Origin of the sequence: Shewanella maritima (genome assembly GCF_004295345.1) — a bacterium.
Classification (GTDB): domain Bacteria; phylum Pseudomonadota; class Gammaproteobacteria; order Enterobacterales; family Shewanellaceae; genus Shewanella; species Shewanella maritima.
The window spans coordinates 1,745,985-1,768,855 of the sequence record NZ_CP036200.1 but is presented as its reverse complement, the minus strand read 5'-3'; the positions used below and the strand labels follow the sequence as shown (position 1 = coordinate 1,768,855).

Sequence of the window (22,871 nt, the reverse complement as noted above, 5' to 3'; positions counted from 1 at the left end):
AAGTTGAATCATGACCGAATTATCAAAATACAGAAACATTGGTATCTTCGCTCACGTTGACGCGGGTAAAACCACGACCACCGAGCGTATCCTTAAGCTAACCGGTAAGATCCATAAGATCGGTGAAGTTCATGATGGTGAGTCTACAACTGACTTCATGGAACAGGAAGCTGAGCGTGGTATTACCATTCAGTCAGCAGCGGTAAGTTGTTTCTGGAACGACCACCGTTTTAACGTTATCGACACTCCTGGTCACGTTGACTTTACAGTAGAAGTATACCGTTCTCTTAAAGTTCTTGACGGTGGTATCGGTGTATTCTGTGGTTCTGGTGGTGTTGAGCCTCAGTCAGAAACTAACTGGCGTTACGCTAACGAATCAGAAGTTGCTCGTATCATCTTCGTAAACAAGTTAGACCGTATGGGTGCTGACTTCCTACGTGTTGTTAAGCAAACTAAAGACGTACTAGCTGCTAACCCACTAGTAATGGTTCTGCCAATCGGTATCGAAGACGAATTCAAAGGCGTAGTTGATCTACTTACTCGTAAAGCATGGGTATGGGATGAAACTGGCCAAGCAGAAAACTACAAGATCGAAGACGTTCCAGCTGACATGGTTGACATGGTAGAAGAATACCGTGAGCAACTAATCGAGTCTGCTGTTGAGATGGACGACGATCTAATGGAAGCTTACATGGAAGGCGAAGAGCCATCTATGGAAGACATTAAGCGTTGTATCCGTACTGGTACTCGTACAATGGCATTCTTCCCAACATACTGTGGTTCTGCTTTCAAAAACAAAGGTATGCAGCTTCTTCTTGACGCAGTAGTTGATTACCTACCTGATCCAGTAGAAGTTGACCCACAACCTCTAACTGACGAAGAAGGTAACGAAACTGGTGAGCACGCTATCGTTGATCCAAATGCTACGTTCAAAGCACTAGCATTCAAAATTATGGATGACCGTTTCGGTGCACTAACTTTCGTACGTATCTACTCAGGTAAGATCAAGAAAGGTGACACCATCCTTAACTCTGCAACAGGTAAAACTGAGCGTGTTGGCCGTATGGTTGAGATGCAAGCAGACGAGCGTAACGAGCTAGATTCAGCGCAAGCTGGTGACATCATCGCTATCGTAGGTATGAAGAACGTTCAAACTGGTCACACTTTATGTGACGTTAAGGACCCTTGTACTCTTGAAGCTATGATCTTCCCAGAGCCAGTAATCTCTATTGCTGTTGCGCCAAAAGACAAAGGCGGCAGTGAGAAAATGGGTATCGCGATCGGTAAAATGATTGCAGAAGATCCATCTTTCCGCGTTGAAACTGACGAAGATTCAGGCGAAACCATCCTTAAAGGTATGGGTGAGCTTCACTTAGACATTAAAGTTGACATCCTTAAGCGTACTTACGGTGTTGACCTAATCGTTGGTGAGCCTCAAGTAGCATACCGTGAGACAATTACTCAAGCTATCGAAGACAGCTACACTCACAAGAAGCAGTCTGGTGGTTCTGGTCAGTTCGGTAAGATCGACTATGTTATCCGCCCAGGTGAGCAAAACTCTGGCTTCACTTTCAGCTCTTCAGTAGTTGGTGGTAACGTACCTAAAGAATTCTGGCCTGCAGTTGAGAAAGGTTTCGCATCTATGATGGAAACTGGTACTGTTGCTGGTTTCCCAGTACTAGACGTTGAGCTAGAGCTTACTGACGGTGCTTTCCACGCAGTTGACTCGTCAGCTATCGCGTTCGAAATCGCTGCTAAAGGTGCATTCCGTCAATCTATGCCAAAAGCCGGCGCACAGCTTCTAGAGCCTGTGATGAAAGTTGACGTATTCAGCCCAGAAGACAACGTAGGTGACGTAATCGGTGACCTTAACCGTCGTCGTGGTATGATTTCTGGTCAAGAAGCTGGTACTACTGGTGTTCGCATTAAGGGTGACGTACCGTTATCTGAAATGTTCGGTTACATCGGTTCTTTACGTACTATGACTTCTGGTCGTGGTCAGTTCTCTATGGAGTTCTCACACTACGCACCATGTCCAAACAGCGTTGCTGAAAAAGTTATCGCTGAAGTTAAAGAGCGTGAAGCTAACAAGTAATTGTTAAGCACAACTCTTTAATAAAAACCGCTGCCTCTGCAGCGGTTTTTTTATGGCTATCGCTTGAGGCTGAAAACAAAAAATGGGTACCAAAGGTACCCATTTTTAATTTGCAAGTTCTAGTATATTAACCTTTAGCTTGCTGAGTAATATTGCATTGTGCAGTATTACTCAGCATAAGATGGTTACTAGGCAAACATATCTGCGTTCATAACTTTCACCCATGCTGCGATAAAGTCGTGGACAAACTTCTCTTTGCTGTCATCTTGTGCATAAACTTCTGCGTAAGCACGTAAGATAGAGTTTGAGCCAAATACTAAATCAGCGCGTGTGGCAGTCCATTTAACGGTCCCCGTTGTGCGCTCAACAATCTCATAAGAATTACGACCCGTTGGTTTCCAGCTGTAATTCATGTCTGTTAAGTTTACAAAGAAGTCGTTAGTCAGCGCACCTAAGGTATCGGTAAACTGACCGAATGCTTCACCACCATAGTTAGTACCCAATACACGTAGACCACCCACTAACACCGTCATTTCACACGCAGTTAAGCCAAGTAGCTGAGCGCGATCTAACATCATTTCTTCAGGTGTTACTGTGTAGTGTTGTTTCTGCCAGTTGCGGAAGCCATCTGCTAAAGGCTCAAGTACAGAGAATGAATCTTCGTCTGTCATCTCAGGCGTTGCATCACCACGACCTGCTGCAAATGGGACGTTAGCTTCAAAACCAGCCGCTTTCGCTGCTTGCTCGATACCCAGGTTACCCGCAAGTACGATTACATCAGCTACACTCACACCCGCATCTGCTGCAATTGGTTCAAGAACAGATAGCACTTTATTTAAGCGTGCTGGCTCGTTACCTTCCCAGCTATTTTGTGGCGCCAGACGGATACGAGCGCCATTTGCCCCACCACGTTTGTCTGAGCCGCGGAAAGTTCGTGCGCTATCCCATGCCGTTGCGACCATTTCGCCGATAGACAAGCCGCTGTCAGCAATACGCGCTTTCACTGCATCGACATCATAACCTTTTGGTCCTGCTGGGATTGGATCTTGCCAAATCAGGTCTTCTGCTGGCACGTCTGGGCCAAAGTAGCATGCTTTAGGTCCCATATCTCTGTGCGTTAGTTTGAACCATGCGCGTGCGAATACTTCTTCAAAGTAAGCCGGATCTTCATAGAAGCGCTTAGAGATCTTGCGGTATTCAGGATCGACTTTTAATGCCATATCCGCATCAGTCATAATAGGGTTATGACGAATGCTGTCATCTTCAACGTCAACAGGTTTGTCTTCTTCGGCAATCTCGATTGGTTCCCACTGTGTCGCTCCCGCTGGGCTTTGGGTTAAGGTCCATTCGTGATTTAACAGCATATCGAAGTAACCACCTTTGGCCGTGTTCCATTTCATTGGGAACGTGGTCCAAGCCCCTTCAATACCACTTGTTACTGTATCACGGCCAATACCACGAGATTTGTGGTTGTTCCAACCTAAACCTTGCTCTTCGATTCCAGCCCCTTCTGGCGCTTCACTTAGATTGGCTGGATCACCGTTACCGTGTGCTTTACCAACAGTGTGACCACCTGCTGTTAATGCTACGGTTTCTTCATCGTTCATACTCATACGTGCAAAAGTTACACGCATATCTTCAGCCGTTTTCTGAGGATTAGAAACACCATCTACACCTTCAGGATTAACATAGATAAGTCCCATCATCACAGCTGCTAGTGGGTTTTCTAAATCACGCTCACCAGAATATCGGCTACCTTCACCGCCACTTGGCGCTAACCATTCTTTTTCTGAGCCCCAGTAAGTATCTTTCTCAGGGTGCCAGATATCTTCACGCCCGAACGCAAAACCAAACGTTTTAAAACCCATTGATTCATAAGCCATGGTGCCGGCTAAAATCATTAAATCAGCCCAACTAACTTTACTGCCATATTTCTTTTTAAGTGGCCAAAGTAAGCGACGAGCTTTATCTAGGTTACCGTTATCAGGCCATGAATTTAGTGGTGCAAAACGCATATTACCGGTAGCTCCGCCTCCTCGACCGTCTGCATTACGGTAGCTGCCAGCTGAGTGCCATGCCAAACGAATCATTAAACCGCCATAGTGTCCCCAGTCAGCAGGCCACCAATCTTGGCTGTCGGTCATTAACGATTTCATGTCGGATTTTAGTGCTTCAACGTCAAGATTTTTGACTTGTTCGCGGTAGTTAAAGTCTGCGCCTAGTGGGTTAGTCTTACTATCATGTTGATGAAGGATGTCCAAGTTGAGCGCTTTAGGCCACCACTCCATTACAGACATGTTGCTTTCCGTTGCGCCGCCGTGCATTACTGGGCATTTACTGTTAGACATTGGGTTCTCTCCTTAAGTTGAATAGATATCTATCCCTTTTGGGTAAAATCGATACTTGAGCTTTGCTGTATCGCCTTTTTCATAATTGAGCTAAATCTAAGTTTTACATCTTTAGAACTGTCACAGCATATAAGTACCTGTGAGTTCGGCCGCTAAGACTGTGTTTGCGCTAATACCCATAAACTCTATGTTTTGTTAACGGTAAAACTGATTAGCTCATGCTTTTTGTAGGTTAAGCTATTGTTTTTTTGCCGATCTTTTATCTACGTTCGGGTTTAGTGTTAAATTCCTAATTGAGATTGATTTGCGATACTACGATAGTTTTATGCATATCCATGTGATTTAGATCAGATTTCTCGTCTGTTTTGTGAACAATTTTTCCTGTTTTATATATCGAAAGGTATATATTTTTTATGTTCAAGCTGATAGGTAATGTGAGGTAAACCATACGGTTTATAGCAAATAGATTTAACCTTATCCTGCATAGATATGCTTATATGCAGCGATAGCTGAAATACAAAACAGTGCAATTGATTTGCCGCGCATAGGGAAAACAGACATCTAACCTAGGAGGCACCAGAATCATAGTTAACGCCAGATACAGAATTAACGCTTAATTGACTGAAGCGAGTAAATACTAATTATTTGACTATGGAGGGGGAATGTATCGGCCAGAGTCCGCTTGATTCTGCTCAAGCTGAGAGTTTACTCTGACCCAAATGTTACATTAAGCTTAAAATCGGGTCAGAGTAAAACCTTAATTTGTTGAAATATATAAGTATTTATTTTTAGGTTGAAGGCTCGAAAGCAAGATAAGCTTAGGTCAGAGGATGATTGCTTAGGTGTAAGCGTGAACGTTTACTCTGACCCAAATGTTACATTTAGCTTAAAATCGGGTCAGAGTAAAACCTTAATTAATTGAAATGTATAGGTATTTATTTTTAGGTTGAAGGCTCGAAAGCAAGATAAGCTTAGGTCAGAGGATGATTGCTTAGGTGTAAGCGTGAACGTTTACTCTGACCCAAATGTTACTGACCCAAATGTTAAAAAGCTGGCGGTGTTATTGGTATTTCGCTGCTGTGATGAACTCGCCAAATGATTCACACCACACAATGACAGTGTTGTAGTTGGCTGGGTCAATGTGGCTCGGCACGTCAACAATGAAGTTATCGAAGCGGTTAACACTGCCTACTTGTACCATCTTGCTTTTTAAGGCGTTGAATTCTTGCTCTGTTTCTACAAACTCTGGTGCCAAGTAGAGTTTAAAGTCAGGCCCAGGTGAAAGCTCGCCTTCCAAGGCGATATGCTGACTATTTATTGAGACTTGTCCTTCACCCCAGTGCAAGCTGTCGCTGCCTTTTAACTCTCGTACAAAGCTGGCGGTGAACTCTGCTTGGGTTTGGATTGACTTTAACTGGGCTTGGTCAGGCGCAGCTGACGCGGTAAGTAATGGCAGGGTGTAAATGCCTGCAGCAAAGCCGATAAATGCAACCATAGCGTGGCTTACTACTAGCAGCAGGATTAAACGTGGTTTCATATAACGTTCCTTAATATATGCAGTGTGTAGAATTATGATTTTTTGATGTTCGAGGGCTAAGGGCTTCCTTCAATTTGCTTTGATCTAGTCACATCACACGGTAACTAAATGGTCTAGCATATCTAGAGCTTAAGCATAGCTAAGCTGGTAGCTAACTTGAACAAAGTCATTAGGGTAAGACTGCGCACTGACCTGGGTAACTGAGACTGGTGATTTGATGTCATTGAACAGTGAAATACCTTTACCTAAAACCACAGGCGCTTGGGTGATGATCATCCGCTCGATGAGCTGCAAGTTAATGAATGCACATATTGTCGCGCCGCCATCAATATAGGCGTGTTTGAGTCCTTGAAGCTCTAATCGCGATAGCAGCGCCTCAATACCATCATTGACCATCTCAACCTTACCAACAAGGTTTTGTGGTGGCTTGGTCATGGTGCGGCTCAACACATAAATAGGCAGCTTGCCATAAGGCCACTGCTCGTCAGTGAGATTAAAGCTAGCAATCTTCTCCATACATTTACGACCCATAATCATGCAATCAACACTGTTTATGTATTCATTAAAGCCCATGTCTGGGTTGTCACTCATGTCTGCTTGTTGATTGCCGGCTTGCTCAAGCCAATCGACATTGCCATCTTCAGTTGCGATATAACCATCGATACTCGTAGCGATAAAAACCGAACACTTCATGATTTCTCTCCTGCACAGCCTGGTTGAGGTTGACGCCAATCTACCTCAGAGATATTGGACTTACCTAGATTACACTGCTCACACAGTATTTGCAGATTGCTTAGCTCTAATGCTAGCTCAGGATATTTAGAGCGAGGTTTAATATGATCAACATGCATTATTGCGCCAGTGCTTGGTGATGCGCCGCAGCAAGCACAGCGATTGCCATACTTTACAAAGGCTTGTTCGCGAAGCTGCAGCCACGCTCTAGTTTGATAGAAGTCCACGGCTTTTTCAGCAGGAGGTTGATAGGGGACGAGCTCAAGCTCAGTAAAGGCTTCTGGTATTCCCTCTGGAGTGTAGAAAATCGCGCTAGCAGTGGAGTTAGCTTTAAGGTAGTTGTAAATTGCTTTGTAAGCGCCTTTGTCTGTCTTGTAGCGGCTGCGACGCAAACGCCCTGCAAGTTTAAAACTGACTGAGTACATATGCTAGCCGCTCCATGTGCTTGATGATAACGATAAGCCTTGAGTCTAACACGTGCAACAAAACCTCGAATGACCTAGTGCAAGTTTTAGTGCGCTCAATTGATCAAACTATTTCTCGCGTCATAAAACAGCTATTCGGGTCTAGTTGGTAATCAGCAAAAGGCTCACAGTAGTTAAAACCATGCTTTAAATATAGCGCTCTTGCTGGGGCAAAATACTCCATAGTGCCAGTTTCTAAACTGATTTGCTTAAAGGCATGTAGGGTAGCCTCATTGAGAATATGCAAAAGCAGTTTAGTGGCAATGCCACGCTGCTTGAACTGCCTTGATGTACGCATAGATTTAAGCTCAGCGTGGTTATCATCAAGACGTTTGTAGGCTGCAAACCCTGCAAGCAGTTCACCTTGCCAGAGGCTCCAAAATTGAATGTCTTTGCCCCTAAGACCACCGAGATCTAAGGCGTGTTTACTTTCAGGCGGCGAAGTGGCTTGCATGTCTTCTAGATGCTCTTCGAGCAATGCGATGACTTGTGGGTTGTCGAGTTGCGCTAATTTGAACGTTAACATTTTGCCGTAGTGCAGTTAAAGGATTGATTATTTATACCTCAGGCTTAACAAAAGCAAAAGTGAACTTAATCTTGTAACTTGCACAACAATAAAAAGGCCAGCAACTTGGATGAACAAGTTACCGGCCAGTCGGGAGTAATATATTCACTAAATCAGTGAGGAGATTTAGCTATACCAATTGGTATTAAACAAGCTTATTTCGAGAAGGTGTTATCAACGATTTTTTGCTTGTTCTCTGCTTGTGCAACGTGGCATTGATCGCAGAAGTAGTACATACCGTTTAGTTCACCATTAGTTAGGTGAGACTCATGTACAGCCGTTGTCTTCATACGTTTTGCTTTTGCTGGACTATGGCACGAAATACAGCCGTTTTTCTTAGTACTTAACTCATAAGAGTCTTTGTGTGGGATCAGCGGTGGTTGATGCACAAAAGTACGCTCAATTGATTTACCACGCTTAGGGTAAACCGACATTTCGTCAGCAGGACGAACATCAGTGATTTGGCTATCGCCAGCCAGTGAGCTCACTTTCACTGGCGCTGCATTTGGCTCTGCGTGTTGGCCGCTACAAGCGCTAATCGCAAACATCATAGCCGCTAGAGTAATGATTTTCTTCATTAGTTGCTCTCCACTTTAAGAGGAATTCTTTTAGAATTTTGGGTATTAAATCGGTTTTTATACTCAAATACGCGCGGTGCACAAACATCGATACAACGGCCACAAAGGGTGCAGTCACTGTCGTTAATGGTTAGCTCCGTTGCCCCTTTTCTCAGCACAGGTTTAAGCACCTGACGCTCAGGGCACACGGTGAAGCAGTCCATACAGTTATTGCAGTCTTTAGCATTGGTTGCTGAAACTTTAATTGGGCTTACTTTGCCTATTAGGCTGAACATAGCGCCAGTTGGGCATAGATGACTACACCAGGCGCGCTCAGCGACAAAGGTGTCGAGCAACAAGATCATTGCCAGCACCCATAGGCCGCTACCTGCTCCAAATAACGCGGCGCGGTAGACAATTGGTACTGGGTTCATCCACTCCCACACGGTTACACCTGTAACCATAGGTAATAGCAGAACCAGTGCTAACATGTAATAGCGTAAGTTTTTCGGCAACGCGTTAATCCGCGGCAATTTAAACTTACGGCGTATCCAGCTAGCTGTGTCAGTAATGATGTTCACTGGGCATACCCAGCTACAAAATACCCGACCACCAACAATCGCATAGGTTAGCGCAATCACAAGCGCGCCAATCAACAAACTTGCTTCAGGTAAGTGCCCGCTGGCTAATACCTGCAGTGTCACAAGCGGATCGCTTAGTGGCACAGTATCAAGCAAGATGCTAGATGATAAATTGCCTTTTAGTAGCCATAAGCCCAGTGCAGGACCAATAGCAAACAGACTAAATACCGCAACTTGAGTTAAGCGGCGCAGCAGCAGGAACTTATGTGCGCCAAACCAACCCAGTTGATTAATTGCTTCTTCGGCAAAACGTTCAGTCTTTGGCTTTGAGCTATGCGTCATAGTGATAGCCCCTTATTTAACATCTCTAGCGTTGTGGCTTCAGTATTTTGATAAGTGTCATGCTCGGCAGTTTTGCCCAAAGCGATTTCAGCCGGTAGTACTTTAATCACTGCTTGTTCTGTCACGCAGGCATGCTCGCATTTACCACAACCTGTACAGGCGTCGGCGTGAACCGTAGGTAAAAACATCGCATGGTGACCACTTTTGTGGTTGCGTTGCATCTCAAGGGTGATGGCTTCATCGATTAGTGGACAAACTCGATAGCAAACATCACAACGTAAGCCTTTAAAGTTAAGACAGTTCTTTTCATCAATAAGCACAGCAATGCCCATTTTTGAGTCGTTGATGTCAGTCAAGCTATGGTCAAGCGAGCCACTTGGGCAGGCTTTAACACAAGGAATGTCATCACACATTTCACATGGCACGTCACGTGCGGTGAAGTAAGGCGTACCCGTTGCAGCACCTTCAAACCAGCGAGCTAGTTTGAGGGTGTCGTAAGGGCATGCTTCTACACATAAACCGCAGCGTACGCATGCTGATAAAAAGTCGTCTTCGTTGAGTGCGCCTGGAGGACGAATCGCTTGTGGGTCCAGGTGCTTAGACTGAGTTGCCACAGTCGTTAGCCCCATACCTACCATGCCCACTACACAACCAGTCTTGGCTGTTTGTGCAAGGAACTGACGGCGGTTAATGCCGTTTATCTTGCTTGGGTTACGATTCGAATTACTCATAGTTCACTCGATTATTTGTGCACGTGTTGCTATTAAGCTTTCATTACTTTTACAGGACACTTCTTGAAGTCTGTCTCTTTCGACAGTGGATCAGTTGCATCAAGTAATAGCTTGTTCACTAATTGGCGCGCATCAAAGAACGGCATAAATACCACACCTTGTGGTGGCTTATTACGGCCTTTCGTTTCAACACGGGTTTTCACTTCACCACGCGGAGAAGCAACAACAACCTCGTCGCCACGTTTCAAACCACGTGCTTTGGCATCTTCTGGGTGCATAAAGATTTGTGCATCAGCATATGAGCGTGATAACTCAGGTACACGACCTGTCATCGATGCAGTATGCCAGTGCTCTAATACACGACCTGTAGACATCCATAAATCGTATTCAGCGTTTGGCTCTTCTGCTGCAGGCTCATAAGGCAGAGCGAAAATAACTGCTTTACCATCTGGCTTACCGTAGAAGTTGAAGCCTTCGCCAGCTTTAACGTAAGGGTCGCTTCCCTCAACAAAGCGGCGCAGTGTTTCTTTGCCATCGATTACAGGCCAGCGCTTACCGCGGTTTTCGTGGTAGTTATCAAATTTATCTAGGTCATGGGCATGGCCGCGGCCGAACTGAGCGTACTCTTCAAAAATACCTTTTTGAATGTAGTAACCAAACGCTTCAGCTTCGTCGTTGTAGTCACCTTTACACTCAGAGGTTGGGTACTTGTTGATTTCGCCGTTGGCGAATAGCACGTCATAAAGAGTCTTGTCTGCAACTTCTGGTTGCTTAGCGATTAGCTCTGCAGGCCATACTTCAGACACTTTGAAGCGTTTAGAAAACTCAACCAGCTGCCATAAGTCAGACTTAGCACCCTCAGGTGCTTTAACTTGTTGGTGCCACATGTGAGTACGACGCTCGGCGTTACCGTAAGCACCTTCTTTTTCCACCCACATAGCGGTTGGCAGAATAAGGTCTGCTGCGGTTGCGGTGACTGTTGGATATGGGTCAGATACCACGATAAAGTTTTCTGGGTTACGGAAACCAGGGTAGATCTCTTCGTTGATGTTTGGGCCAGCCTGCATGTTATTGGTACACATGGTCCAGTAACAATTTAGCTTGCCGTCTTTCAACATACGGCTTTGAAGTACTGCATGGTATCCAGGCTTAGGTGGAATAGTGCCTTCTGGGATGTTCCACAATTTCTCAGTCATAGCACGGTGTTTAGGGTTGGCTACAACCATGTCTGCTGGCAGACGGTGAGCAAATGTACCCACTTCACGAGCAGTACCACACGCAGATGGCTGACCTGTTAGCGAGAATGGTGAGTTACCAGGAGTCGCAATCTTACCTGTTAGCAGGTGGATGTTGTAAAGCATGTTGTTTGCCCACACACCACGTACGTGTTGGTTGATACCCATGGTCCATAAGCTCATTACTTTTTGCTTAGGATCAGCGTAAACCTTAGCTAGCTCGATTAGGTTCTCAACAGGTACGCCACTCATTTCAGATGCATATTCTGCTGTGTAAGTGCTGACGAACTTAGCGTAGTCATCAAAGCTAATTGGTACTGACTTACCATTGCCTGGATTCTTCGCTTTTTTCTCTAATGGGTGATCTGGACGCAGACCGTAACCAATATCAGTCGTACCTAGGGCAAACTTAGTGTGCTTGTTAACGAAGTCTTTGTTAACGCCACCGTTTTGAATGATGTAGTTCGCCACGAAGTTCAGAATAACTAGGTCTGATTGTGGCTTAAAGATCATTGGGTTGTCAGCTAGGTCGAAGCTGCGGTTTTCGAAAGTCGACAGTACGTGAACTTTGGCATCTTTATGGCTAAGACGACGGTCAGTTAGACGAGCCCATAAAATTGGGTGCATCTCAGCCATGTTAGCGCCCCAAAGTACAAAGTTATCAGCCGCTTCAATGTCATCATAACAACCCATTGGTTCATCAATACCAAAGGTACGCATGAAGCCACCTACAGCAGACGCCATACAGTGACGAGCATTTGGGTCAATGTTGTTAGTACGGAAACCAGCTTTGTGCAGTTTAGATGCAGCGTAACCTTCCCATACAGTCCATTGACCTGAGCCGAACATACCAACAGAAGTAGGGCCTTTTTTCGCTAGGCTGGCTTTCCACTTTTCAGCCATAGTGTCTAATGCGACATCCCAGCTTACTGGTGTGAATTCACCTTCTTTGTCGTACTTACCATCTTTCATACGTAGTAAAGGCGAGTCTAGGCGATCTTTACCGTACATGATTTTTGATAAGAAGTAGCCCTTAATACAGTTAAGGCCTTTGTTTACTGGGCTTTCTGGGTCACCCTTAGTGGCGACAACTTTGCCCCTTGGGTGCCGACTAACACGCTACAGCCTACGCCACAGAAACGACATGGGGCTTTATCCCACTTGATGTCGCTCTTTGACTCTGCTGCTTCAACAACTTTAATAGGTAATGCCATACCTACTGCCGAAGCTGCAGCAGTTGCAGCATTGGCTTTTAGAAACTCACGACGGCTTATGCTCATGGTGGTCCTCACTCTCTGTTTTAGTAGTCTTTGTCATTGCTCTCATGCCATATCAAAGATATGACTAGTTAGTATGAAGTGTAGACCCCACAAAAAGCATGGATATACCTCTGAATGAGTATAGTGGTTAATAGTTGTTCAAGATCACATTTTCGAGCGTGACCTGCCTCCCATTTTTGTTGATAGATTGTTTCAAGCTTCGAACAGCACTGCGTTTATATCGCATTTCGCTAAAGTTGTTATTAACTGTCCTAACAGAGTTTTTTGGCTAATAAAAACACAAATATCACAATATTTGACCTATATTGGCACGCCAATGTTGTTATCTATTTAGGTGTATAAATGTTGTGATTTGGTTGCGTTTCTTGAGGTGGCGTGCAGGCTAAAGCTGGTTGATTTGACGCTGTGGAGCCTGAGCATTGTTGATTAGAACCTGAGGAAAGTCAGTATTTAAATAATGGATGAATTCGACGCTACATTTGTTACTTTAACGCGGAAATGTGCAATAAAAAAACAAGCAGACAACCAAGAAAATAGCGAGTAACTCTAAAACCCCACACTAAACTCAGCCGTCAATGGAGTGGATAACGATGCAATCAGCTAAGAGCTAACAATAAAGAGCTAAGACTAATCATAGCCAGTTAGCTCCATATAACCTGTGCCCTGGTGAGTGCCACTAAAGCTAATCGGCCCTTCCCAATAAGCGACTGAAAGCGCCATATCACTATCAGGATTTAGCGCCTGAGTTTGTATATCTATATTTTGGCTTTCTACCTGAATTCGCCAGGCAACAGGGTGTTTACCAAGCTTGGTTTGCTGCCACTGGGTAGGCGTCATGGTGATATCGTCAGGATTATCTTTGCTGGTGAGATTGTTGCCGCTGCCATCTCGCTGCATCAACCTCGCACTAAAGAAATGATCGCTTGGATCATCACCCCTTAGTCTAAAGATCATCATGGTTTGCTCATCAGTTAACCGCAGCGAAAACCAATCCCAGCCTTGCTGTGACTTGGTTAAAAACTGCGAGCTCCATTCTCTATCTAACCAAGCTTTGCCGCTGACTTTTTCGCTCTTACCTTGGCGCTGCACTGTGCCAGAAACCTCAATATAAGGCTGGCTGTAATAGTAAGAGGCAACTGAGGAGTCTGCATATTTAATGCTATAGCCGTTTTCGCCCTGACGCTGAAATGGCGCTGTGCTGTCTAGCTGTAGTGTAAAGCCAAACTCTGCTTGCTCGGCAATTAAAGTTGCTGGAAACAAGTCCTTAGTTTGACTTTGCCAGCGCCAGTTGTGGGTAAAAATGGCTAGCGGACTTGCTTGCACGCTAGCAAGCTGTGGGTGGGCACGAGACCATTTTTCATCAATAAAGTGCTGGTCTTTTGAGGTCAGTGCAGCATGAACCATATAAATCTGATTAGTTTGCCAGTCTGCTGATTTTGTATGAGGTTGTACAAGAGACTGGTTAACAGATTGAGTGTCGTTAGCTGGTTGAAACGCAGCTGGTGGCGTTAGTGCGATTCTAAATTGAGTCCACTGCAGCCCAAGTGGTTCACCAGACTCAGTGGTCAGGTTGGCGGTTAAGTACCACCATTCTTGTTTAAAGTCGTTGTGAGCTTGATGATCTTGCGGGAATACTAACGGCCTGTTGGGCACGACCTTGGCATAACCTACCGCGCTATTACCCATTATTTTACCCATGTCGCGCTCAGTGCTGGCTGGGTTATCAGAGCAAGCTGACATAGATAGACACAAAGATAGACACAGGGCGGTAAAGATAACCTTTAAGTTGTTTACTGACTTGATCATTTACGCACCCTCCTGCTGCAGGCTAGCAATCAAAGGTTTACGAGTTTGCCAGTAAAGCGGCGCTGCCACAGCCAACAAGCAGCTGACAATTGACGTAGCGACTACCTGACCATAGCTGCCCCAATCCCATACCATAGCAATACTCCAACCAAAGGCTTGTAAGGTCACTTTGCTAATCACCAGATAACCAAGCAGCGCGCCCATTGGCATGGCAACCAAACAAGTCAGCAGCACAATAAACAGCATTTGGCTAAAGGCCATCTTTTGTAATTGTCGGCGCGATACCCCAAGGGCAAATAGGCGCGCAAATGGCGCAAGCCTAGCTTGAGTGAGCATGGTTGTGGCGCTAAATAGCCCAATTGCGGCTACGATTAAAGTTAAGCTGTTAAGCACCAGTGTGATTGAAAAGGTACGCTTAAAAATGGCAATGGCCTCTTTCTTAATCCTTGTCTGGCTATACATAGAGGCATTGCTGAGGTTAAGCGTTTGCTTGAGCTCGGTTTGCAGTTCGTCGAGTTCGCCTTGATAGTCAACCGCAAAACTAATGGGATCGCGCGGCAGTGGTGATGCCTGCCACAGCGTCTGGCTAATAATCACTTCACCGGCTGGATTGCCGTAATCGTAGTAGATGCCGCCCACAATTACTGGCTTGGTTAGCTTATCAATTTGCATGCTATCACCAATGTTTAGTTGCTGCTTTATTGCTAATGGCTCACTAATAATTACAAACTCACCGTCGGCGAATGCCTGCCAGTATTGGCGATCATCGAGTGTCTCATCTCCCGGCTGCGTAAGCCTTTGCTTCATGGCTGAGGTTTGCTCAACTGAGTTTAAATCGCGGCTGACTAGCGCTATTGGGACTGATAAGTCGAGGTCTGATGCGCCAGGGACTAATAAGTGAGTGGCTGTGCCGTTTTCGGCAGTTATCTTGTTGCTGCTCGCAGCATTAAACGTTGCGCTTATCTTGGCGTTAGCACGCCACTGGGCGTAAAGCGTGCTAACCTTTTCATCCTGCGCAAGCTTAGCTTTAAGCTCAGGGATCACTTGTGGGTTAGGTTTGATATAAAGCTCGGCGTGCAACCGAGACTCTAGCCATTGCTTTAGGGTGATTTCAAAACTGCCCACTAAGGTGTTCATGGCGATATTTGCGCAAATGGCCAGTAGCATCGCCATCATAGCTAGCCCAAGTGGCGCAATAATCTGTTTACTTTCAGCAATGGTGTATTGAGTTAAGCCCTGCAGGTTAAACCTTTCAAACAGGCTAATCAGCAGGGTGAGCACTTGTGGCAGCATTAACGGGATCGCCACCGTTACTCCGCCTAACAGCACCAGGCTATGTTGATAATTAGTGGTGAAGTTAATCGCGACAAAGCTTACTAGCAGCAGTGCGCTACCAAACATAAACAGCTTACGGTGTAACTTGCGGTAGTGTTTACTCTTAGGGCGCTGATAAGCCCCTTGTGCCAACGGCGAGCGGCTTAGCCCTAACAACATGGGTAAGCAGGCAAATAGCGCCGCAGATGAAGTTAGCATTAACGCTTGAGTAAACCATTGCCACTGCCATTGCCCCGGCATTAACCGCGCGCCATAAAGCTGCTCTAAAGTTAGCGCCACCATAGGTTGCAGCCACTGCGACAGCTGCAAACCAATGATAAAACCTAGCAAGGTGCCCATTATTACCAAAATGAGTAACTCAATCACCAGCGCCATCATTAAAACAGGGCGCGCCACGCCTTGCTGCATTAACTGAATACACAGGCTGTGGCGTTTCATTAAGCTGTAGCGCACACCGTTATAGGCAATAAATAGTCCCACCAGAAAGGCAAGCATGCCCATGGCTTTTAGATTTAGATGGAAGCTGTCAGTAAGGGCGCTAAGTGATGTACCATCATCATCGGCGCTAATGTTGAGCTTACTTATATCAAAGTCATTGGCAGCGAAAATAGCGCTCGCCTCATCGACTAATTGTGCCTTGGTTTGCCCTTCATACTTAGGGTACAGGGCAATATAACTTAGCTTACCTTCGCGCTTTAATAGCGGTTGTACTAGCGATAGATCAGCCAGCAGCTCATTACCTAAACCTGCACTGTCATCAACGGCAATCACCTCTAGTGTTTGGCCGTTGAGTGAAGCTTTACGTGACGGTGAGTATTTATCTGCCAGCGAGCGGCTCATTAAAATGGCTGGGTAGCCAGACAGCAGCTTAGCGGTGGGGATGGTATCTGAAAATGGTTTGATTCGCCCTTCAGTGCTCTTGTTTGTGACCTGCTTATCCTTGCCTATGGTTAAGGCGCTAAATAAGTCGTTACCTGTGATCGACCAAGGATTACCGTTAGGGCCTGCGGCCACTCCTTCAAGCACTGCAAGTGCGGGAATGCCTGCTTGAGTCAGGGCAAAATACAGCTGCTCGTCAATTTCATCGCTACTGTTGGCACTGACATAAGCACTGGCGCGTTGGCTTAATAGCTCGGTCGCCTCGCTGTAACTGCTGATGGCGTTTTCATTGGTAGCCTTAACCCCAATAAGTAAGGTCACCGCTAGCGCAATACCCACCAAAATCGCGCTCGCTTGTACTGGACTGTGGCGATAATGATTTAGAAAAACTTTGGCGGTTAAAAGCGTATGCTGCCAACGCATTACACTGCCTCGCTTGATTCTGGCTGAGTTGCTACTTGAGAGTCGGTTTGGGTGCTCGTGTGAGTGGGTGCTTGAGTCGCTGCAACAGTATCTTGCATTGCTGTCTGAGCCGAGCTGACTTGAGTATCTTGGTTAATATGACCGCTTTCCAAATGCCAGCGGCTTTGCATATAGTTAGCACACACTTCGCTGTGAGTTACCATCAGTACGCAGGTTTGCTGTTGTTTGGCGAGCGACGTCAGCAGGCTCATTACTTCTAAACTGGCGCTGTGGTCAAGGTTGCCTGTTGGTTCATCGGCAAGCAGTAATGCTGGTTTGTGGGCTAAAGCGCGGGCGATGGCAACTCGTTGTTGCTGGCCGCCAGAGAGGGCTTCAACATCACGGGTTAGAAGTGGTCTAAGGCCTAAATTATCAACCAGATGATCGCACCAATCATCCCAGTTAAGTTTATTGAGTTGCAGGGCAAAGCGAATGTTGTCGCGCACATTAAGCGGTGTCAGCAGATTAAACTGTTGAAACACCACACCGAGTTGCTGGTGGCGAAATTCACTCCATTGTTTGTCTTGCCAGTCACTGGTTTCTTGCCCAAGTAGCTTTAGGCTGCCCGCGGTTGGATGTTCAAAACCAGCAATAATATTAAGCAGGGTGCTTTTACCGCTACCACTCGCGCCCGTTAAGGCAACCGTATCACCTTGGTTGAGGGCGATAGATAGATCTTTAATGACCTGATGCTCGCCTTCACCATCATGAAAGCTTTTACAAATGTGGCTCAGGGCAACGATTGGCTGACTCATAGCGTTCCTTGTCTGCTGTCTGCTGATGTGAAACGAATACTAGCTTTCTAACATTCGAGCTAGCTTACATTTAAGCTAGCTAACACACGTGTTCGATAGCATAACCAGTTGTTAAATAGAATAATACCTTATACGAGCGAACCGAGGTTAAAGATTGCTCATCTTGGATTTGTTTTTGGATGGGCTGAGTTTAGCTTATGGTTTTCAGGGGATATATTGCACTTTATTCACGGAGGATAGTTTCATTTATGAAACTCGCACAGGTTTTAGGGTTGTCGTTAACTTTGCTAGCCCTCGGGTATTACTTGAGCTTTGCCTTTGCACTTAATGATAGTCATGATGGATCGCCAAGTTTGGGCATGGGCGCTGCTATTGTGTTTAGTATGCTGGTTGCCTCTGCAGCCATGTTGATAAGCAGTTGTGTTGGACTTATAAGACGTGAAGCGCGAGTTCGTGAGGGTGTTACTGGCCGGTTGTGGCATGTAGTGTTCGCTATTAACTCAGCGTTAGCCATGATCTATTCAGTGATGGCAATATACATAGTGATCAAGCTAGTAGCTGTGGATTATTAAATAACTAAAGCCCCGAAACCATTAGTTTAGGGGCTTTATTGTCTTTGTTTGACCTGCCTTGTTTTGACTATATTAGGTTGCTTTAGCCTTGCGACCGTATTCAGCTTTAAGCCTATTCTTCGTCTTCCAACGAGTATGGCAGGGCGACAATGCTTAGCTCAGATGCGGCATCATCTTTAATACGCAATTTAGCAGTATTAGGTGTGTCGTTAGCTAGCACCGCAGTTAGCAATACTTGCTCGCCTTGTTGTACAAACTCGATGACGTTGCCGCCGCGTCTAAAGCCGTCTTCGTCGGCAATTTCAACTTGAGTTTCAGCGTTTAATTCTACGCTAGCTGTGCCTTTAAGGATGTACAGGGCGCGCTTGTTACCGCCGCGGTATTTCATGCGAGCAACGGTTTCCTGACCCATATAGCAGCCTTTGTTAAAGCTAATACCGTTAATGGCCTGGAGGTTACACATTTGCGGCACGTATTGATTGGCGTGCTCAGCGCCGATATTTGGGTAACCCGCTTTAATTTCTAGTGCTTTAAAGTGGCTATTGTCGGTAAGTGCAACGCCCGCTTTTGCTTGTAGCTCAGCTACTTTCTCGCTGGCGATAACAACAATAAAACGCTCGCCATCTTTGATGACAGTGACATCGTCAAATTGATTCAGCTCATGCTCTGGCGCGCCAAATTGCTCAGTGATAAAGCTTGCAGCATTAGCGCCGCTAACACCGATGAGCGCTAATGAGTCTGACACATCAACTAACTCAGCTTTGCTAAACACCGCGTATTTTTGCAGTTGTGGTAGGTCAACGGCTAGGGTGTCTTTTGGCATTAACATCATTAAATTGTCACCAATGGCAAAGGTACGAAATGCCGCTAGCATTTTACCTTTAGGGTCACAGTGTGCGCCCCAGCGCCATTGATTTGCTTCTAGCGAGGTGATGTCTGTGGTCACTTGACCATGAATAAAGCTGCGGCCTTGCTCGCCACTAATTTCAACCAAACCTAGGTGAGAAAGGTGTGATAACACTAATGCAGGTGGTGTGTCGTTAAAGGTCCAGTCAATCGGTTGTGCTGAAATAGTCATAGTTGTCCCTATTAATGCCGGAATGCGGGTGCTTGTTGCAGAGTCAGCAGTTTGTTATCTGAATCTAGAGCTAACCCTAAGTTCTATCTTCGCAAGACGCCGTGAAATCATCCATGATGGCTTCGCTACGGCATCCTTGCCGTAGAGACTTGCTGCAATAGAACTTAGGATATTGATACAAATATGTTGGTACTTGTGTACCTTGGCTCTGATATCACCCATACGCTTGCTATCTTTTTATAATGTGGGCGATTGTGAAAAAAACAACAAAAAAGCGATCTCTTTTTGAGATCGCTTTTAAATTGGCGAGTTAGATCACTCTATTGAGCTGATGCTCGAATTACCTAGTCAAACAACACACGAGTACGAATAGTACCTTCAATTGACTTAAGTTGACCGAGTGCTTCTTCAGCTTGGTCTGAGTCAACTTCCATTACCACGTAACCAATATCTGCAGTGGTTTGCAGGTATTGCGCCGCAATGTTGATGCCTTTTTCAGAAAACGCTTGGTTAATCTTAATAAGTACACCAGGGCGGTTGTGGTGAATGTGCAGTAGGCGCGATGTGCCAGAGTGTTGCGGCAGTGATACTTCAGGGAAGTTAACCGCAGACAAGGTTGAGCCATTGTCTGAGTATTTGGCAAGCTTGCCAGCCACTTCAATACCAATGTTCTCTTGCGCTTCGGCTGTGCTGCCACCAATGTGCGGGGTAAGCAGTACATTATCAATGCCGCGCAGGGGGCTGATAAATTCATCGTCGTTCGACTTAGGCTCGACTGGGAATACGTCAATCGCCGCGCCTGCAACATGACCGGCTTTTAAGATCTGCGCTAAAGCGTCAATATCAACCACAGTTCCGCGAGATGCGTTAATGAAGAACGCGCCTGGCTTCATCTGCTCAAATTGCAATGAGCCAATCATATTCTTGGTTTGCGGCGTTTCAGGTACGTGCAAACTGACTACGTCAGCTTCAGCTAATAGTGCTTCAAGGCTGGCGACTTGTGATGCATTACCTAGAGGCAGCTTGTCTTCAATATCGTAAAAGCGCACGCGCATACCTAAGGTTTCAGCCATGATACCTAGCTGAGTACCAATGTGGCCGTAACCAATAACACCTAGGGTTTTACCGCGTACTTCAACACTGCCGTTAGCGCTCTTTAACCAACCGCCGCGATGACAGATAGCGTTACGCTGCGGAATGCCGCGCATTAGCATGATGATTTCACCAATGACTAACTCAGCCACACTACGGGTGTTAGAAAACGGTGCGTTAAAGACTGGGATACCCAGCTTTTCAGCCGCTTGCAGGTTGACCTGGTTGGTGCCAATACAGAAACAACCAATGGCAACGAGTTTTTCAGCATGTTTAAGCACGGACTCGGTAAGTTGAGTACGGGAGCGAATACCAACAAAGTGCGCGTCTTTTATCGACTCAAGCAGTTGCTCTTCTGGCAACGAGGCTTTGTGATATTCAATATTGGTGTAACCTGCACGTTCTAGTACATCTACCGCAGTTTGGTGGACGCCCTCTAAAAGCAGGATTTTAATTTTATCCTTATTGAGCGAATGTTTCGCCATGATATGGGTACCCTCTCATTCAAAAATGTGCGTAAACTAAGCTGACTCCGTCAGGGCTCAAAAGTACCACCTTTTTATGAGTATGTGGAGGGCTAGATGGCTAAAGTCGATGTTCTGTCACTAGAACAATAATGAATAAGAGGGATTTTAATTGAATAAAAAGGCAAGTTACTTAGTTATTTATGTAATTATCTTTTTCGCGACAGTTGCCTGGTCGGCGATTGAGCCTAAAGATAGGTTTACTTGGTGGTTAGAAGCGATACCAGCATTGCTTGCACTGCCCATCTTGGTTGCCACTGGCAAGCGCTTTCCACTCACGCCACTGGCGTATTTTCTGATTCTTATTCACTGTATAGTGCTGCTGGTGGGTGCTAAATATACCTACGCAGAAGTGCCTTTGTTTGACACCATTGCCCAGTGGATGGGCAGCGAGCGCAATAATTACGACAAGGTAGGGCATTTTGCTCAAGGCTTTGTGCCTGTGATACTCGCCCGTGAGGTATTGCTACGTAATCAAGTGCTGCAAGTGGGTATGTGGTGCCAGTTCCTATGTGTCTGTTTTGTGTTGGCATTCTCTGCCTTTTATGAGCTGATTGAGTGGTGGGTTGGCGCAGCATCAGGTGAAGGCGCAGAAGCATTTTTAGGCACTCAAGGTTATGAATGGGACACCCAGTCGGATATGTTCTTAGCACTCATAGGTGGTATCGTGGGGTTAACCTTGCTGACAAAATTACATGATAAGCAGTTAAAACACTGTTGAAATTAGCGTTTATTAGGGGATAATAAATTACCCAAGCTTGAAACAATCGCTTGATTTATAAAGGCTAGTTTTGTTTGAAACGCTGCCATTATTAGTATTTAAGACATAGCCCTATGCTGTGTTGTGGGCTAAGGTATAGTTGTGGTTAGCTAGGGTATGACTGCGCTGCAACTTTAGTGCGTATTCATACTTAAGTTTTAAGCTTTTTACTTTCGAGCTAGTGATTATCTACTACTATTTGATGGGTAGGGATTGTCATCATAAATTAGTATGAGAGGTAGGAGATACCTCTGAGCGGATTTGTAGGCATTTTTTTGTTGTGCTTTTGGGTGAATATTAGTTATTTCACAGCACATTTTGTGAGAACTTTTCAGGGAGAAAAGTGATGAGCTCAAACATTAATGAATTAGTTTTTTTACATCAGATTTCTGCGCCTTGTCATTTAGCTATTTTGGCAGAGTCAATCGGCATGAAAACACGGATTGTAAAGCATGCAGGTGAGTTAGAGCTAGAGAAGTACACCAACAGTTTTTATCTTATCGCCCAAGATGGCGCGGCATTAGACAGCAATGGCATACCGCTGATTGTGTCGCGTATCGCACCTCATGTACCAGTGGCAATTTATCAAGTTGAACGCGGCACGTTAGAGCCTGAAGCAGCCTTATTGTTAGGCGTACGCGGATTGCTGTATAGCGATCAGCGTATGGATCTCATGTTGACTGGTTTACGTAAAATGGTGTCAGACGAGCTTTGGTACGATCGCACCTTGATCAGCAAAACTTTCCGCCGTTTAGTGAAGAAGGTAGATACTTCAAGCCCAGTACCAGAAGAAACTGCCGCCATGATTGAAATGCTAACTTCACGTGAGCGCACGATTATTCAGTTGGTATCATCTGGAGCACGTAATAAAGAAATTGCTCATCGTTTGTGTATTAGTGAGCACACGGTGAAAGCGCATATTTCGTCGATTTTCCGTAAAACTCAGTCGCGCAATCGGGTTGAATTACTGCGCTGGGCGCAGACTTATCAAACCCACTTTGAGCTAGTGAGTTAATTCGATTATCTAGCTAATTTAACGAGCCACCACTTTGGTGGCTTTTTAATTACTTCCCCTAAGATATTGATGTTGAATAGGTATTTATTATCAATAACGTTATGTCGATAATTTTCCGTTGATGCC

General features: G+C 45.4%; 17 protein-coding genes and 1 pseudogene. 4 read left to right on the top strand and 14 right to left on the bottom strand.

Annotated features, from left to right (window positions below; genetic code table 11):
- The first annotated feature begins 10 nt into the window (after positions 1-10).
- On the top strand, positions 11-2,095 hold the full coding sequence (gene fusA, locus EXU30_RS07640) for an elongation factor G (protein WP_130598853.1): 2,085 nt from the start codon (positions 11-13) through the stop codon (positions 2,093-2,095).
- A gap of 188 nt (positions 2,096-2,283) precedes the next feature.
- Here fusA and katG read toward each other — a convergent pair whose 3' ends face one another.
- The 12 genes and pseudogenes from katG to EXU30_RS07580 form a co-directional block, all read right to left on the bottom strand.
- The gene (gene katG / locus EXU30_RS07635; RefSeq protein WP_130598851.1) at positions 2,284-4,443 is read right to left on the bottom strand and encodes a catalase/peroxidase HPI; all 2,160 of its coding nucleotides are present in this window, start codon (positions 4,441-4,443) and stop codon (positions 2,284-2,286) included.
- 1,060 nt (positions 4,444-5,503) lie between these two features.
- Positions 5,504-5,980 carry a DM13 domain-containing protein gene (locus EXU30_RS07630; RefSeq protein WP_130598849.1) on the bottom strand — a complete coding sequence of 159 codons (477 nt, stop codon included), beginning with the start codon at positions 5,978-5,980 and terminating at the stop codon, positions 5,504-5,506.
- Between the two features lie 129 nt (positions 5,981-6,109).
- Entirely contained in the window at positions 6,110-6,673 is a 564-nt protein-coding gene (locus tag EXU30_RS07625) for a dihydrofolate reductase family protein (protein ID WP_130598847.1), read from the bottom strand.
- A complete protein-coding gene (locus EXU30_RS07620; RefSeq protein ID WP_130598845.1) occupies positions 6,670-7,137 on the bottom strand; it encodes an HNH endonuclease in 468 nt (155 codons plus the stop codon). Before EXU30_RS07620 ends, EXU30_RS07625 begins: the two co-directional genes overlap by 4 nt.
- Before the next feature lie 103 nt (positions 7,138-7,240).
- Positions 7,241-7,702 (bottom strand): GNAT family N-acetyltransferase, encoded by a 462-nt coding sequence (locus EXU30_RS07615; RefSeq protein WP_130598843.1) that lies wholly within the window; start codon positions 7,700-7,702, stop codon positions 7,241-7,243.
- Between the two features lie 194 nt (positions 7,703-7,896).
- Positions 7,897-8,319, bottom strand: coding sequence for a nitrate reductase cytochrome c-type subunit (locus EXU30_RS07610; protein ID WP_130598841.1), 423 nt, complete (start codon positions 8,317-8,319; stop codon positions 7,897-7,899).
- Positions 8,319-9,221: a quinol dehydrogenase ferredoxin subunit NapH gene (napH, locus tag EXU30_RS07605; RefSeq protein WP_130598839.1), complete on the bottom strand. Its 903-nt coding sequence runs from the start codon at positions 9,219-9,221 to the stop codon at positions 8,319-8,321. Before napH ends, EXU30_RS07610 begins: the two co-directional genes overlap by 1 nt.
- Positions 9,218-9,952: a ferredoxin-type protein NapG gene (gene napG, locus EXU30_RS07600; RefSeq protein WP_130598837.1), complete on the bottom strand. Its 735-nt coding sequence runs from the start codon at positions 9,950-9,952 to the stop codon at positions 9,218-9,220. Before napG ends, napH begins: the two co-directional genes overlap by 4 nt.
- A 32-nt stretch (positions 9,953-9,984) precedes the next feature.
- A pseudogene (gene napA / locus EXU30_RS07595) lies at positions 9,985-12,467 on the bottom strand (nitrate reductase catalytic subunit NapA).
- 627 nt (positions 12,468-13,094) lie between these two features.
- Complete coding sequence (locus EXU30_RS07590; RefSeq protein ID WP_130598835.1) at positions 13,095-14,273, bottom strand: lipocalin-like domain-containing protein; 1,179 nt, start codon at positions 14,271-14,273, stop codon at positions 13,095-13,097.
- Positions 14,274-16,910 (bottom strand): ABC transporter permease, encoded by a 2,637-nt coding sequence (locus EXU30_RS07585; RefSeq protein WP_130598833.1) that lies wholly within the window; start codon positions 16,908-16,910, stop codon positions 14,274-14,276.
- Positions 16,910-17,704, bottom strand: a complete 795-nt coding sequence (locus tag EXU30_RS07580; protein WP_130598831.1) for an ABC transporter ATP-binding protein — start codon at positions 17,702-17,704, stop codon at positions 16,910-16,912. Before EXU30_RS07580 ends, EXU30_RS07585 begins: the two co-directional genes overlap by 1 nt.
- 248 nt (positions 17,705-17,952) lie before the next feature.
- Between EXU30_RS07580 and EXU30_RS07575 the strand changes: the two genes are divergently transcribed.
- Positions 17,953-18,276 carry a hypothetical protein gene (locus EXU30_RS07575; protein ID WP_130598829.1) on the top strand — a complete coding sequence of 108 codons (324 nt, stop codon included), beginning with the start codon at positions 17,953-17,955 and terminating at the stop codon, positions 18,274-18,276.
- A gap of 112 nt (positions 18,277-18,388) precedes the next feature.
- On the opposite strand, the gene ygfZ is transcribed toward EXU30_RS07575, so the two are convergent.
- Both ygfZ and serA read right to left on the bottom strand, forming a co-directional pair.
- Positions 18,389-19,354, bottom strand: a complete 966-nt coding sequence (gene ygfZ / locus EXU30_RS07570; protein WP_130598827.1) for a tRNA-modifying protein YgfZ — start codon at positions 19,352-19,354, stop codon at positions 18,389-18,391.
- A 344-nt stretch (positions 19,355-19,698) separates the two neighbouring features.
- Positions 19,699-20,931, bottom strand: coding sequence for a phosphoglycerate dehydrogenase (gene serA, locus EXU30_RS07565; protein ID WP_130598825.1), 1,233 nt, complete (start codon positions 20,929-20,931; stop codon positions 19,699-19,701).
- Positions 20,932-21,082: 151 nt separating this feature from the next.
- Between serA and EXU30_RS07560 the strand changes: the two genes are divergently transcribed.
- The gene (locus EXU30_RS07560) at positions 21,083-21,691 is read left to right on the top strand and encodes a DUF2238 domain-containing protein (protein WP_130598823.1); all 609 of its coding nucleotides are present in this window, start codon (positions 21,083-21,085) and stop codon (positions 21,689-21,691) included.
- A 385-nt stretch (positions 21,692-22,076) separates the two neighbouring features.
- Complete coding sequence (locus EXU30_RS07555; protein ID WP_130598821.1) at positions 22,077-22,745, top strand: response regulator transcription factor; 669 nt, start codon at positions 22,077-22,079, stop codon at positions 22,743-22,745.
- Positions 22,746-22,871 lie beyond the last annotated feature (126 nt).